General features: G+C 57.2%; 15 protein-coding genes. All 15 read left to right on the forward strand.

Annotated features, from left to right (window positions below):
- Nucleotides 1-448 precede the first annotated feature (448 nt).
- Entirely contained in the window at nt 449-2,341 is a 1,893-nt protein-coding gene (mnmG, locus tag BFP92_RS28275) for a tRNA uridine-5-carboxymethylaminomethyl(34) synthesis enzyme MnmG (RefSeq protein ID WP_058420583.1), read from the forward strand.
- Nucleotides 2,338-2,982, forward strand: a complete 645-nt coding sequence (gene rsmG, locus BFP92_RS28280) for a 16S rRNA (guanine(527)-N(7))-methyltransferase RsmG (RefSeq protein ID WP_058420576.1) — start codon at nt 2,338-2,340, stop codon at nt 2,980-2,982. Before mnmG ends, rsmG begins: the two co-directional genes overlap by 4 nt.
- An 18-nt stretch (nt 2,983-3,000) precedes the next feature.
- On the forward strand, nt 3,001-3,798 hold the full coding sequence (locus tag BFP92_RS28285; RefSeq protein ID WP_056860944.1) for a ParA family protein: 798 nt from the start codon (nt 3,001-3,003) through the stop codon (nt 3,796-3,798).
- A gap of 9 nt (nt 3,799-3,807) precedes the next feature.
- Nucleotides 3,808-4,680: a ParB/RepB/Spo0J family partition protein gene (locus BFP92_RS28290; protein WP_017135124.1), complete on the forward strand. Its 873-nt coding sequence runs from the start codon at nt 3,808-3,810 to the stop codon at nt 4,678-4,680.
- Between the two features lie 148 nt (nt 4,681-4,828).
- Complete coding sequence (locus tag BFP92_RS28295; RefSeq protein WP_010565865.1) at nt 4,829-5,236, forward strand: F0F1 ATP synthase subunit I; 408 nt, start codon at nt 4,829-4,831, stop codon at nt 5,234-5,236.
- 16 nt (nt 5,237-5,252) lie between these two features.
- Entirely contained in the window at nt 5,253-6,122 is an 870-nt protein-coding gene (gene atpB / locus BFP92_RS28300) for a F0F1 ATP synthase subunit A (protein ID WP_017135123.1), read from the forward strand.
- Nucleotides 6,123-6,255: 133 nt separating this feature from the next.
- On the forward strand, nt 6,256-6,513 hold the full coding sequence (gene atpE / locus BFP92_RS28305; RefSeq protein WP_002555987.1) for a F0F1 ATP synthase subunit C: 258 nt from the start codon (nt 6,256-6,258) through the stop codon (nt 6,511-6,513).
- A 56-nt stretch (nt 6,514-6,569) separates the two neighbouring features.
- The gene (locus BFP92_RS28310) at nt 6,570-7,040 is read left to right on the forward strand and encodes a F0F1 ATP synthase subunit B (RefSeq protein ID WP_056860942.1); all 471 of its coding nucleotides are present in this window, start codon (nt 6,570-6,572) and stop codon (nt 7,038-7,040) included.
- 12 nt (nt 7,041-7,052) lie between these two features.
- Nucleotides 7,053-7,589, forward strand: a complete 537-nt coding sequence (locus BFP92_RS28315) for a F0F1 ATP synthase subunit delta (RefSeq protein ID WP_017135121.1) — start codon at nt 7,053-7,055, stop codon at nt 7,587-7,589.
- A 21-nt stretch (nt 7,590-7,610) separates the two neighbouring features.
- The gene (atpA, locus tag BFP92_RS28320) at nt 7,611-9,155 is read left to right on the forward strand and encodes a F0F1 ATP synthase subunit alpha (RefSeq protein ID WP_017135120.1); all 1,545 of its coding nucleotides are present in this window, start codon (nt 7,611-7,613) and stop codon (nt 9,153-9,155) included.
- Between the two features lie 50 nt (nt 9,156-9,205).
- Nucleotides 9,206-10,066: a F0F1 ATP synthase subunit gamma gene (gene atpG / locus BFP92_RS28325; protein WP_010207685.1), complete on the forward strand. Its 861-nt coding sequence runs from the start codon at nt 9,206-9,208 to the stop codon at nt 10,064-10,066.
- Nucleotides 10,067-10,093: 27 nt separating this feature from the next.
- Nucleotides 10,094-11,473: a F0F1 ATP synthase subunit beta gene (gene atpD / locus BFP92_RS28330; RefSeq protein ID WP_056860940.1), complete on the forward strand. Its 1,380-nt coding sequence runs from the start codon at nt 10,094-10,096 to the stop codon at nt 11,471-11,473.
- A gap of 44 nt (nt 11,474-11,517) precedes the next feature.
- Nucleotides 11,518-11,934 carry a F0F1 ATP synthase subunit epsilon gene (locus BFP92_RS28335; RefSeq protein ID WP_032885166.1) on the forward strand — a complete coding sequence of 139 codons (417 nt, stop codon included), beginning with the start codon at nt 11,518-11,520 and terminating at the stop codon, nt 11,932-11,934.
- Between the two features lie 123 nt (nt 11,935-12,057).
- Complete coding sequence (gene glmU, locus BFP92_RS28340) at nt 12,058-13,425, forward strand: bifunctional UDP-N-acetylglucosamine diphosphorylase/glucosamine-1-phosphate N-acetyltransferase GlmU (protein ID WP_065932022.1); 1,368 nt, start codon at nt 12,058-12,060, stop codon at nt 13,423-13,425.
- Nucleotides 13,426-13,653: 228 nt separating this feature from the next.
- Entirely contained in the window at nt 13,654-14,421 is a 768-nt protein-coding gene (locus BFP92_RS28345; RefSeq protein WP_056860938.1) for a DeoR/GlpR family DNA-binding transcription regulator, read from the forward strand.
- Nucleotides 14,422-14,425 lie beyond the last annotated feature (4 nt).

The following is a 14,425-nucleotide window of genomic DNA, read 5'->3' on the forward strand; positions in this document are numbered from 1 at the left end:
GGTGGCCTTGCCATGCCCTCAAGGACGGATTTCTGTGGATTAAGCCCTGTGAATAACCGCACCTGTGCCCAGTTGATAACAGGGCCTGAAACCTGAGCAAAACCCCCTCTGTGGATAACTGCCCCTTTAATCCACAGGCTTAAAGCACTTATCCAAGGGCCTCATTGGCACATGACCACAGACTTTTGAATCCCTGTACACACCATAAACATAGGCTTGTAGAGATCTATCCACAGAAAACAGGCTCAGTAGAAATAAACATAAAAACAAAGATCTTATAAATTTCTTCTTTTTTAATTTCTATTGTCTGTGATTCATCCACAGCTGGTTAAATTTTGTGCAAAGGGTTCTTTAGGAAGGGCTAAGTCCCTATACTTGCCGCCAAAGCTTGAAAACTCTTTCAACAAACAATTCCTGATTACCTACATAAGCAGGCACGAGGTGCGTGGTGGATTTCCCTTCCCGTTTTGAAGTGATCGTCATCGGCGGCGGTCATGCCGGTACCGAGGCAGCACTGGCGTCAGCACGCATGGGCGTTAAAACCCTGTTGTTGACGCACAACGTGGAAACCCTCGGTGCCATGAGTTGCAACCCCGCCATCGGCGGGATCGGTAAAAGCCATCTGGTTAAAGAAATTGATGCCCTTGGCGGCGTCATGGCCATGGCTACCGACAAAGGTGGTATTCAATTTCGCGTGCTCAACAGCCGCAAAGGCCCGGCCGTACGCGCTACTCGGGCACAGGCCGACCGTATCCTGTACAAGGCTGCGGTACGTGAAACCCTGGAAAACCAACCGAACCTGTGGATATTTCAGCAAGCTGCCGATGACCTGATCGTCGAACAGGATGTGGTGAAGGGTGTTGTCACGCAGATGGGCCTGCGTTTCTTCGCAGAATCCGTGGTGTTGACCACCGGTACATTCCTCGGCGGACTTATCCACATCGGCATGCAGAACTATTCCGGCGGTCGCGCCGGTGATCCGCCGTCGATTGCCCTGGCAAAACGCCTGCGCGAGTTGCCGCTGCGAGTCGGCCGCTTGAAAACAGGTACCCCGCCGCGTATCGATGGGCGTTCTGTGGATTTCTCGGTGATGACCGAACAAGCCGGTGATACACCGATCCCGGTCATGTCGTTCATGGGCAACAAAGAACAGCACCCCAAACAGGTGAGCTGCTGGATCACCCACACCAACGCCCGCACCCACGAAATCATTGCCGCGAACCTCGACCGTTCGCCGATGTATTCCGGGGTGATCGAGGGTATCGGCCCGCGTTATTGCCCATCGATCGAAGACAAGATTCATCGCTTTGCCGACAAGGAAAGCCACCAGGTCTTCATCGAACCGGAAGGCCTGACCACCCATGAGCTGTACCCGAACGGGATTTCCACATCCTTGCCGTTCGACGTGCAAATTCAGATCGTGCAGTCGATTCGCGGTATGGAAAACGCGCACATCGTGCGTCCGGGCTACGCCATCGAGTACGACTATTTCGACCCGCGTGACCTGAAGTACAGCCTCGAAACCAAAGTTATCGCCGGTCTGTTTTTCGCCGGCCAAATCAATGGCACCACCGGTTACGAAGAAGCCGGCGCCCAAGGTTTGCTCGCCGGGACCAACGCAGCATTGCGCGCGCAGGGCAAAGACAGCTGGTGCCCGCGTCGCGATGAAGCGTACATCGGTGTATTGGTTGATGACCTGATTACCCTGGGCACCCAGGAACCGTACCGGATGTTCACTTCCCGGGCGGAATACCGTTTGATCCTGCGCGAAGACAACGCCGACCTGCGCCTGACCGAAAAAGGTCGCGAGCTGGGCCTGGTCGATGACGCGCGTTGGGCAGCCTTCTGCAAAAAACGCGAAAGCATCACGCTCGAAGAGCAACGCCTGAAAAGTACCTGGGTACGCCCGGGCACCGAGCAGGGCGATGCGATTGCGGAAAAATTCGGCACGCCGCTGACCCACGAGTACAACTTGCTCAACCTGCTGTCCCGTCCGGAAATCGACTACGCTGGTCTGGTCGAAGTGACCGGCCAGGGCGCAGAAGACCCACAGGTTGCCGAGCAGGTCGAGATCAAGACCAAATACGCCGGTTACATTGACCGCCAACAGGACGAGATCGCTCGCCTGCGCGCCAGTGAAAACACCAAGCTGCCTGTGGATATCGATTACACCGGGATTTCCGGCTTGTCGAAAGAAATCCAAAGCAAGCTGGGGATAACTCGCCCGGAAACGCTGGGCCAGGCTTCGCGTATTCCCGGTGTCACTCCGGCAGCCATTTCGCTGTTGATGATTCATTTGAAAAAACGCGGCGCGGGCCGTCAGTTGGAGCAAAGCGCTTGAGTTCGTTGGTCACCTCGCAACACGCCGAAGAGTTATCCACAGGTGCACGCCAGTTGGGCGTGGACCTGACCGCAGCCCAGCACGAATTGCTGTTGGGCTACCTGGCCCTGTTGATCAAATGGAACAAGGCCTACAACCTGACCGCAGTGCGCAATCCCGACGAAATGGTTTCGCGGCATTTGCTCGACAGCTTGAGTGTGATGCCGTTTATCGAAAACGGCCGCTGGCTGGACGTGGGCAGTGGCGGTGGCATGCCGGGCATCCCGCTGGCCATCCTGTTTCCCGAGTCGCAAGTGACGTGCCTGGACAGCAACGGCAAGAAAACCCGCTTCCTGACCCAGGTCAAACTCGAGCTCAAGCTGGATAACCTGCAAGTTATCCACAGTCGGGTCGAAGAATTCACGCCTGAACTGCCCTTCAACGGAATTGTTTCCCGGGCCTTCAGCAGCATGGAGAACTTCAGTAACTGGACGCGCCATCTGGGCGACCTCGACACCCGCTGGCTGGCAATGAAGGGCGTTCATCCAAGCGACGAGCTGTTAGCATTGCCGACAGACTTCCACCTCGATAGCGAACACGCCTTGGCCGTACCCGGTTGCCAAGGCCAACGCCATCTGCTGATACTGCGCCGCACGGCATGATTGGGAACACAAGCAAGAATGGCTAAGGTATTCGCGATAGCGAACCAGAAAGGTGGCGTGGGCAAAACCACCACCTGCATCAACCTCGCAGCATCCCTGGTCGCCACCAAGCGCCGGGTGCTGTTGATCGATCTCGATCCACAGGGCAACGCCACCATGGGTAGCGGTGTGGATAAACACGGCCTGGAAAATTCGGTCTACGACTTGCTGATCGGCGAGTGTGACCTGGCCCAGGCCATGCACTACTCCGAGCACGGTGGTTATCAACTGCTGCCGGCGAACCGCGATTTGACCGCGGCGGAAGTGGTGCTGCTCGAAATGCAGATGAAAGAAAGCCGTCTGCGCAGCGCCTTGGCGCCGATCCGCGAGAACTACGATTACATTTTGATCGACTGCCCTCCGTCGCTGTCGATGCTGACGCTCAACGCGCTGGTTGCCGCCGATGGGGTGATTATCCCCATGCAGTGCGAGTACTACGCACTCGAAGGGTTGAGCGACCTTGTGGATAACATCAAGCGTATCGCCGAGCTGCTGAACCCCAACCTGCAGATCGAAGGCTTGCTGCGCACGATGTTCGATCCGCGCCTGAGCCTGATGAACGATGTGTCGGCGCAGCTCAAGGAACACTTTGGCGATCAGTTGTACGACACCGTGATCCCACGCAACATCCGCCTGGCCGAAGCGCCAAGCTACGGCATGCCCGCGCTGGCGTACGACAAATCATCGCGTGGTGCCATAGCCTACCTGGCACTGGCCGGCGAGATGGTTCGCCGTCAACGCCGCAACCCACGCACCGCTGCAGCCCAGCCAACTTAAGGAATCCCCATGGCCGTCAAGAAACGAGGTCTCGGACGTGGACTGGATGCACTGCTGAGTGGTCCGACTGTCACTTCGCTTGAAGAACAAGCGGTGCAGGCCGACGAGCGCGAGCTGCAACACCTGCCGCTGGACCTGATCCAGCGCGGCAAGTACCAGCCACGCCGGGACATGGACCCCCAGGCGCTGGAAGAACTGGCCAACTCGATCAAGGCCCAGGGCGTGATGCAGCCGATTGTGGTGCGCCCGATTGGCGGCGGCCGCTTTGAGATCATCGCCGGTGAACGTCGCTGGCGCGCCAGCCAGCAGGCCGGCAAGGAAACCATCCCGGCGATGGTGCGCGATGTGCCGGATGAAACCGCCATCGCCATGGCATTGATCGAGAACATCCAGCGTGAAGACCTCAACCCGGTCGAAGAAGCGATCGCATTGCAGCGTTTGCAGCAGGAATTCCAGCTGACCCAGCAACAAGTGGCCGACGCGGTGGGTAAATCCCGCGTTACCGTGTCCAACTTGCTGCGTCTGATCGCATTGCCGGAAGTCATCAAGACCATGTTGTCCCACGGCGACCTGGAAATGGGTCATGCCCGTGCTTTGCTCGGTTTGCCGGAAAATCAACAGGTTGAAGGGGCGCGACACGTTGTCGCACGGGGGCTCACGGTGCGTCAGACTGAGGCGCTGGTTCGCCAGTGGCTGAGCGGCAAACCTGCACCGGTCGAAACAGCCAAACCTGATCCGGATATCGCACGCCTCGAACAGCGCCTGGCCGAGCGGCTGGGCTCTGCGGTACAAATTCGTCACGGCAAGAAGGGCAAAGGGCAATTGGTCATCGGATATAACTCGCTTGACGAGCTTCAGGGCGTCCTTGCCCACATCCGCTGAAACATTTGCTTATGTAGCGCGTGATCGGAAAACACTACCCGACAGTTGAATAGGGGCTGAACCGCCCCTATACTCTGCGCGCATTTTGTCGGCACAAATTATGCCAAGTTATTGATTCTCGGCAGCCGACCATTGAGGAGCAAAAGTGATGGAAACCCGCACGCCAAACACGTTGCCGTTCCATCGCTTGGCCGTTTTCCCGGTTTTATTGGCTCAATTTGTCATTTTATTAATCGCCGCGTTGGCGCTTTGGTATTGGCATGGAGTCGTAGCCGGATATTCAGGACTCTGCGGAGGCCTGATAGCCTTGCTGCCCAATATGTATTTTGCTCACAGGGCCTTTCGGTTTTCCGGCGCCCGAGCAGCCCAGGCTATCGTCCGGTCATTTTATGCCGGCGAGGCGGGGAAACTGATTTTGACGGCAGTGCTGTTTGCACTGACCTTTGCAGGTGTGAAGCCATTGGCGCCGCTGGCTGTATTCGGCGTCTTCGTGTTGACCCAACTGGTCAGCTGGTTCGCTCCCCTGCTAATGAAAACAAGACTTTCGAAACCTTAGGGCGTTTGAGGCAACCATGGCAGAAACAACCGCTTCGGGCTATATCCAGCACCACTTGCAGAACCTGACCTTCGGTCAGCTTCCCAACGGCGGCTGGGGCTTCGCCCACACCGCAGCAGAAGCCAAAGAAATGGGTTTCTGGGCTTTCCACCTGGATACTCTGGGCTGGTCGGTCGCATTGGGTCTGATCTTCGTCCTGATTTTCCGCATGGCGGCAAAAAAGGCGACTTCCGGTCAGCCAGGTGCTTTGCAGAACTTCGTTGAAGTATTGGTCGAATTCGTCGATGGCAGCGTGAAAGACAGCTTCCATGGCCGTAGCCCGGTGATTGCACCGCTGGCACTGACCATCTTCGTCTGGGTGTTCCTGATGAACGCCGTCGACCTGATCCCGGTTGACTGGATTCCTCAGCTCGCCATGGCGATCAGCGGCGATCCGCATATTCCGTTCCGTGCCGTATCGACCACTGACCCTAACGCTACCCTGGGCATGGCCTTGTCGGTATTCGCGTTGATCATTTTCTACAGCATCAAGATCAAGGGCATCGGCGGCTTCATCGGCGAACTGACCCTGCACCCGTTCGGCAGCAAGAACATTTTTGTTCAAGCCCTGCTGATCCCGGTGAACTTCCTGCTGGAATTCGTCACCCTGATCGCCAAGCCGATTTCCCTGGCTCTGCGACTGTTCGGCAACATGTATGCCGGCGAGCTGGTGTTCATTCTGATCGCTGTGATGTTCGGCAGTGGTCTGCTCTGGCTTAGCGGCCTGGGCATTGTTCTGCAGTGGGCGTGGGCTGTGTTCCACATCCTGATCATCACCCTGCAGGCCTTCATCTTCATGATGCTGACCATCGTCTACCTGTCGATGGCGCACGAAGAGAACCATTAAGGCCAGTCTCGACTAGTCTGATGTCCTTCCCGGTGAAACGGGAAGGTGGCCCACCAGGGCTATGAAACGATTTGTTTTACCGCTTTAAAATCTAAAAAACCTAAACCATACGACGTAAAAGTCGGGAGGAAAGATGGAAACTGTAGTTGGTCTAACCGCTATCGCTGTTGCACTGTTGATCGGCCTGGGCGCCCTGGGTACTGCCATTGGTTTCGGCCTGCTGGGCGGCAAGTTCCTGGAAGGCGCAGCGCGTCAGCCAGAAATGGTTCCAATGCTGCAAGTTAAAATGTTCATCGTTGCCGGTCTGCTCGACGCCGTGACCATGATCGGTGTTGGTATCGCTCTGTTCTTCACCTTCGCGAACCCCTTCGTTGGTCAACTCGCCGGTTAATCACTCGTTTTTTCGAGTGATTGGTGTGTTGTGCAACGAACGAGCGAGGTATTGGCGTGAACATTAATGCAACCATTATTGGTCAGTCCTTAGCGTTCTTGATTTTTGTCGTTTTCTGCATGAAGTTCGTATGGCCTCCGGTCATCGCAGCTTTGCACGAACGTCAAAAGAAGATCGCGGATGGACTGGACGCTGCCAGCCGTGCAGCTCGCGACCTGGAGTTGGCCCAAGAGAAAGCGGGCCATCAACTGCGCGATGCTAAGGCACAGGCAGCTGAAATCATTGAGCAAGCCAAGAAACGCGGTAATCAGATTGTTGAAGAGGCTGTTGAAAAAGCCCGTATCGACGCTGACCGTGTGAAGGTTCAGGCTCAGGCCGAGATCGAGCAGGAATTGAACGGTGTCAAAGATGCGCTGCGTGCCCAACTGGGTGCTCTGGCCGTCGGCGGTGCTGAGAAGATCCTGGGTGCCACAATCGATCAAAACGCGCACGCGGAGCTGGTTAACAAACTGGCTGCTGAAATCTAAGCGAGGGCGATCATGGCAGAATTGACCACGTTGGCCCGACCTTACGCTAAGGCAGCCTTCGAGCACGCCCAGGCCCACCAGCAGCTGGCCTCTTGGTCAGCCATGCTCGGCCTGGCTGCAGCAGTGTCGCAAGACGACACCATGCAGCGCGTGCTCAAGGCCCCGCGACTGACGAGCGCAGACAAGGCCGCCACTTTTATTGAAGTGTGCGGCGACAAGTTTGATGTGAAGGTGCAGAACTTCATCCACGTCGTTGCCGAAAACGACCGTCTCCCGCTTTTGCCGGAGATCGCCGCTCTTTTCGACCTGTACAAGGCCGAAGAAGAGAAATCGGTAGACGTTGAAGTGACCAGTGCTTTTGCATTGAACCAAGAACAGCAAGACAAACTCGCCAAGGTTCTCAGTGCACGACTCAATCGGGAAGTGCGCCTGCAAGCTTCGGAGGACGCATCCCTGATTGGTGGTGTTGTTATCCGTGCCGGCGACCTGGTTATCGATGGCTCGATTCGCGGCAAAATCGCGAAACTTGCCGAAGCATTGAAATCTTGAGTTTGAAGGGGCAGCAGAGCAATGCAGCAACTCAATCCTTCCGAAATAAGTGAAATTATCAAGGGCCGCATCGACAAGCTCGATGTGACCTCCCAAGCCCGTAACGAAGGCACTGTCGTCAGCGTATCTGACGGCATCGTGCGGATTCACGGTCTGGCCGACGTAATGTACGGCGAGATGATCGAGTTTCCGGGCGGCGTCTACGGTATGGCCCTCAACCTGGAGCAAGACTCCGTAGGTGCCGTTGTATTGGGCGCGTACACCAGTCTGGCTGAAGGCATGAGCGCCAAGTGCACAGGCCGCATCCTGGAAGTTCCGGTTGGTAAGGAACTGCTGGGTCGCGTAGTCGACGCACTGGGTAACCCTGTTGACGGTAAAGGTCCACTGGGCAACACCGAGACCGACGCGGTCGAGAAAGTTGCTCCAGGCGTGATCTGGCGCAAGTCGGTAGACCAGCCTGTACAGACTGGCTACAAGGCTGTCGACGCCATGATCCCAGTCGGCCGTGGCCAGCGTGAGCTGATCATCGGTGACCGTCAGATCGGTAAAACCGCTCTGGCGATCGACGCGATCATCAACCAGAAAGACAGCGGCATTTTCTGCGTCTACGTAGCCATTGGTCAGAAGCAATCGACCATCGCCAACGTGGTTCGCAAGCTGGAAGAAAACGGCGCCCTGGCCAACACGATCATCGTGGCTGCCAGTGCTTCGGAATCTCCTGCGCTGCAATTCCTGGCACCGTACTCCGGTTGCACCATGGGTGAATTCTTCCGCGACCGCGGTGAAGACGCGCTGATCGTTTATGACGATCTGTCCAAGCAAGCAGTGGCTTACCGCCAGATTTCCCTGCTGCTGCGCCGTCCACCAGGCCGTGAAGCTTACCCAGGCGACGTGTTCTATCTCCACTCCCGTCTGCTGGAGCGCGCATCCCGCGTTTCGGAAGAATACGTAGAGAAGTTCACCAACGGCGCAGTGACCGGCAAAACCGGTTCCCTGACCGCACTGCCGATCATCGAAACCCAGGCTGGCGACGTTTCCGCGTTCGTTCCGACCAACGTGATTTCCATCACCGACGGTCAGATCTTCCTGGAATCGGCCATGTTCAACTCCGGGATCCGTCCTGCTGTGAACGCCGGTGTTTCGGTATCCCGTGTGGGTGGTGCCGCTCAGACCAAGATCATCAAGAAGCTCTCCGGTGGTATCCGTACCGCTCTGGCTCAGTACCGTGAACTGGCGGCATTCGCCCAGTTCGCTTCTGACCTGGACGAAGCGACCCGTAAGCAACTTGAGCATGGTCAGCGCGTTACCGAGCTGATGAAGCAGAAGCAATACGCCCCAATGTCGATCGCTGACATGGCGTTGTCGCTGTATGCCGCTGAGCGTGGGTTCCTGACTGACGTCGAAATCACCAAGGTCGGCAGCTTCGAACAAGCGCTGATTGCTTACTTCAACCGCGATCATGCCGACTTGTTGGCCAAGATCAACGTGAAGGGTGACTTCAATGACGAAATCGATGCTGGCATGAAAGCCGGTATCGAGAAGTTCAAGGCCACCCAAACCTGGTAAGCCGCAGCGGGAGCCGCAAGGCTCCCGCTTGCTAACCTGATAGGTGTTACATGGCAGGCGCAAAAGAGATTCGCAGTAAGATTGCGAGCATCAAAAGCACGCAAAAGATTACCAGCGCCATGGAAAAAGTGGCGGTCAGCAAAATGCGCAAGGCACAAATGCGCATGGCTGCTAGCCGTCCTTATGCGGAGCGTATCCGCCAGGTAATTGGGCATTTGGCTAACGCCAACCCGGAATACCGCCACCCGTTCATGATCGACCGCGAAGTTAAGCGTGTGGGTTATGTGGTAGTGAGCAGTGACCGTGGTTTGTGCGGTGGTCTGAATACCAACCTGTTCAAGGCCCTGGTCAAGGACATGGCGGTAAACCGCGAAAAGGGCGTCGAGATCGATCTGTGTGTAGTTGGTAGCAAGGGTGCGGCCTTTTTCCGCAACTTCGGCGGTAACGTCGTTGCAGCTATTAGCCACCTGGGTGAAGAGCCGTCGATCAATGATTTGATCGGCAGTGTGAAGGTGATGCTGGATGCGTACCTGGAAGGCCGGATTGACCGCCTGTCCGTGGTATCCAACAAGTTCATCAACACCATGACCCAGCAGCCAACCGTGGAGCAATTGATCCCACTGGTGGCGACTCCGGATCAGGAACTCAAGCACCACTGGGACTACCTCTACGAACCAGACGCCAAAGAGCTGCTTGACGGCTTGATGGTGCGCTACGTGGAGTCGCAGGTGTACCAGGCGGTGGTCGAGAACAACGCAGCTGAACAAGCGGCGCGGATGATCGCGATGAAAAACGCTACCGATAACGCCGGTGATCTGATCAGCGATTTGCAGCTGATCTACAACAAGGCGCGTCAGGCTGCGATCACCCAAGAGATCTCGGAAATCGTCGGCGGCGCTGCCGCGGTTTAACGGTTCAAATATTCAGAGGATCCAGCTATGAGTAGCGGACGTATCGTTCAAATCATCGGCGCCGTTATCGACGTGGAATTCCCACGCGACAGCGTACCGAGCATCTACAACGCTTTGAAAGTACAAAGCGATGCCGGCACCACTCTGGAAGTTCAGCAGCAGCTGGGCGACGGCGTGGTACGGACCATTGCAATGGGTTCCACCGAAGGCCTGAAACGTGGTCTGGGTGTGCTTGACACTGGCGCTGCCATCTCCGTACCGGTCGGTAAAGCGACCCTGGGCCGGATCATGGACGTACTGGGCAACCCGATTGACGAAGCTGGCCCGATCGACACCGAAGAGCGCTGGGGCATTCACCGTCCAGCACCTTCGTTTGCCGAACAAGCTGGCGGCAACGATCTGCTCGAAACCGGTATCAAGGTTATCGACCTGGTTTGCCCGTTCGCCAAAGGCGGTAAAGTCGGTCTGTTCGGTGGTGCCGGTGTAGGCAAAACCGTAAACATGATGGAACTGATCCGTAACATCGCCATCGAGCACAGCGGTTATTCCGTGTTCGCCGGTGTGGGTGAGCGTACTCGTGAGGGTAACGACTTCTACCACGAGATGAAGGACTCCAACGTTCTGGACAAAGTGGCACTGGTTTACGGTCAGATGAACGAGCCGCCGGGTAACCGTCTGCGCGTAGCACTGACCGGCCTGACCATGGCCGAGAAGTTCCGTGACGAAGGTAACGACGTTCTGCTGTTCGTCGACAACATCTACCGTTACACCTTGGCCGGTACTGAAGTATCCGCACTGCTGGGCCGTATGCCTTCCGCAGTAGGTTACCAGCCGACCCTGGCCGAAGAGATGGGCGTTCTGCAAGAACGTATCACTTCGACCAAAGAAGGTTCGATCACCTCGATCCAAGCGGTATACGTACCTGCGGATGACTTGACTGACCCGTCGCCTGCGACCACCTTCGCCCACTTGGACGCCACCGTCGTTCTGTCCCGTGACATCGCTTCCCTGGGTATCTACCCAGCGGTCGATCCACTCGACTCGACTTCGCGCCAGCTGGACCCGAACGTGATCGGCCAGGAGCACTACGACACCGCTCGCGGCGTTCAGTACGTGCTGCAGCGTTACAAAGAACTGAAGGACATCATTGCGATCCTGGGTATGGACGAGCTGTCGGAAGCCGACAAGCAGTTGGTAAACCGTGCTCGTAAGATCCAGCGTTTCTTGTCGCAGCCGTTCTTCGTGGCTGAAGTCTTCACCGGTGCTTCGGGTAAATACGTTTCCCTGAAAGACACCATTGCTGGCTTCAAAGGCATCCTCAACGGTGACTACGACCACCTGCCAGAACAAGCGTTCTACATGGTCGGCGGCATCGAAGAAGCGATCGAGAAAGCCAAGAAACTGTAATCTCGGCGCCCGGTAACGGGCGCTCATCAGGTTGAGGCAATCAGATGGCTATGACAGTCCATTGCGATATCGTCAGCGCGGAAGGGGAAATCTTCTCCGGTCTGGTAGAAATGGTGATTGCACACGGCGAACTCGGTGACCTGGGTATTGCCATGGGCCACGCGCCGTTGATCACCAGCTTGAAGCCAGGTCCGATCACTCTGACCAAGCAAGGCGGGGAACGTGAGGTGTTTTACATCTCCGGCGGTTTCCTCGAGGTTCAGCCGAACATGGTCAAGGTACTTGCCGACACCGTGCAACGTGCTGGCGACCTGGATGAAGCCTCCGCTCAGGAAGCCGTAAAGGCTGCCGAGAAGGCCCTGAACGAAAAGGGTGCGGACTTCGACTACAGCGCTGCTGCTGTACGTCTGGCCGAGGCTGCAGCTCAGCTGCGCACGCTCCAGCAGATCCGCAAGAAGTAAGTGGCCTGGCCGCAATGCTTCAAGCGCGATTGATTAAAAAGGGTAGCCTCGGCTACCCTTTTTCTTTTTCAGCAAAACACTTCTCTGGTCTGAAGCCGGACCGCCCAGGATTGGTAGCCATTCATGTCTCTTGAAATCGTCATTCTCGCCGCAGGCCAGGGCACCCGCATGCGTTCGGCCCTGCCCAAGGTGCTGCACCCGGTCGCGGGCAATTCCATGCTTGGCCATGTTATCCACAGCGCCCGACAATTGGACCCACAGCGCATTCACGTGGTGATTGGCCACGGCGCTGACGTGGTGCGTGAACGCCTGGCCGCGGATGACCTGAATTTCGTGTTGCAGGACAAGCAACTGGGCACCGGCCACGCGACAGCGCAAGCTGTGCCGTTCATTAGCGCCGACACCGTACTGATCCTCTACGGCGACGTACCGCTTATCGAAGTCGAAACCCTGCAACGCCTGCTCAAGCACGTCGTACCTGGCCAGATGGGCCTGCTCACCGTTGAGCTCGACGACCCTACCGGCTACGGCCGCATCGTGCGCGATGCGAGCGGCAAGGTCGCCGCCATCGTCGAACACAAAGACGCCAGCGAAGCCCAACGCGCGATAACTGAAGGCAACACCGGCATTCTCGCCGTACCGGCCAACAGGCTGGCGGACTGGATGAGCCGTTTGTCCAACAACAACGCCCAGGGCGAGTACTACCTCACCGACGTCATCGAAATGGCCGTCAGTGACGGCTTGCTGGTCGCCACCGAGCAGCCCCATGACCCGATGGAAGTGCAGGGCGCCAACGACCGCAAGCAGCTTGCCGAGCTGGAGCGTCACTATCAACTGCGTGAAGGTCGCCGCCTGATGGCCCAGGGCGTAACCCTGCGCGATCCGGCGCGCTTCGATGTGCGTGGTGAGGTCACTGTCGGCCGCGATGTGCTGATCGACATCAACGTGATCCTTGAAGGCCGCGTGATCATTGAAGACGACGTGGTGATTGGCCCGAACTGCGTGATCAAGGACAGCACGTTGCGCAAAGGCGTGGTGGTCAAGGCTAACAGCCATCTGGACGGTGCCGTGATGGGCGAGGGCAGTGATGCCGGTCCGTTTGCGCGCCTTCGTCCGGGCAGTGTGTTGGGGGCCCGTGCGCACGTCGGCAACTTCGTCGAACTCAAGAACGCGAAAATGGGCGACGACGCCAAGGCCGGTCACTTGGCCTACCTCGGCGATGCGGTGATCGGCGCGCGCAGCAACATCGGCGCCGGTGCGATCACCTGCAACTACGATGGCGCCAACAAGTACCAGACCACCATTGGTGAAGACGTGTTTATCGGCTCCAACAACTCGCTGATTGCGCCGGTCACCATCGGTGATGGTTCCAACACAGCGGCGGGTTCGACCATCAACCAGGATGTGGATAAGTCCCAACTGGCTGTGGCCCGGGCCCGCCAGCGCAATATCGACGGCTGGAAACGCCCGGTCAAAATCAAAAAGACCTGAGTTATCCACAACCTCAAAATCAATACAGTTCAAATGTGGGAGCGGGCTTGCTCGCGAAAGCGTTCGGTCAGGCACTGAAAAGTTGACTGACACACCGCATTCGCGAGCAAGCCCGCTCCCACATTTTGCTTAGTGCTGCGTCAAAAAACTTTTCGATCTGCTTGACGATCTTTCGCCAATAGGTTTTGATTGCCTTCGTTATCTTTCGAAACGAAACTTATCACTACCATGTCGAAACGAAATACACCCCAACGACGCCATAACATTCTGACGCTGCTCAATGAACTGGGCGAAGTCAGCGTGGACGACCTGGCCAAGCGTTTCGAAACCTCGGAAGTGACCATCCGCAAGGACCTCGCCGCCCTCGAAAGCAATGGCCTGCTGCTGCGCCGCTACGGTGGCGCTATTACCATGCCCCAGGAACTGGTTGGCGACGCCGCGCAGCCCATCTCGGCCTACAAGCGCGCCATCGCCCGTGCGGCCGTCATGCGCTTGCGTGAACATGCACGCATCATCATCGACAGCGGCAGCACCACCGCCGCCATGATCCCGGAGTTGGGCCATCAGCCCGGCCTGGTGGTGATGACCAACTCCCTGCATGTGGCCCGTGCCCTGAGCGAGCTGGAGCATGAGCCGGTGCTGTTGATGACCGGCGGCACCTGGGACCCGCATTCGGATTCGTTCCAGGGCCAGGTCGCCGAACAAGTGCTGCGTTCCTACGACTTTGATCAGTTGTTTATCGGCGCCGACGGCATCGACCTGGCACGTGGCACCACCACCTTCAACGAACTGCTGGGCCTGAGCCGTGTCATGGCCGAGGTCGCCCGTGAAGTGGTGGTGATGGTGGAATCCGACAAGATCGGCCGCAAGATTCCCAACCTGGAACTGCCCTGGAGCAGCGTCCATACCCTTATTACCGATGATCGCCTGCCGCTTGAGGCCCGCGACCAGATCCAAGCCCGCGGCATTACGCTGATATGCGCGGCAATCATCTAGGAGA

The organism is Pseudomonas sp. 58 R 3 (assembly GCF_900006605.1).
GTDB classification, from domain to species: Bacteria; Pseudomonadota; Gammaproteobacteria; order Pseudomonadales; family Pseudomonadaceae; genus Aquipseudomonas; species Aquipseudomonas salomonii.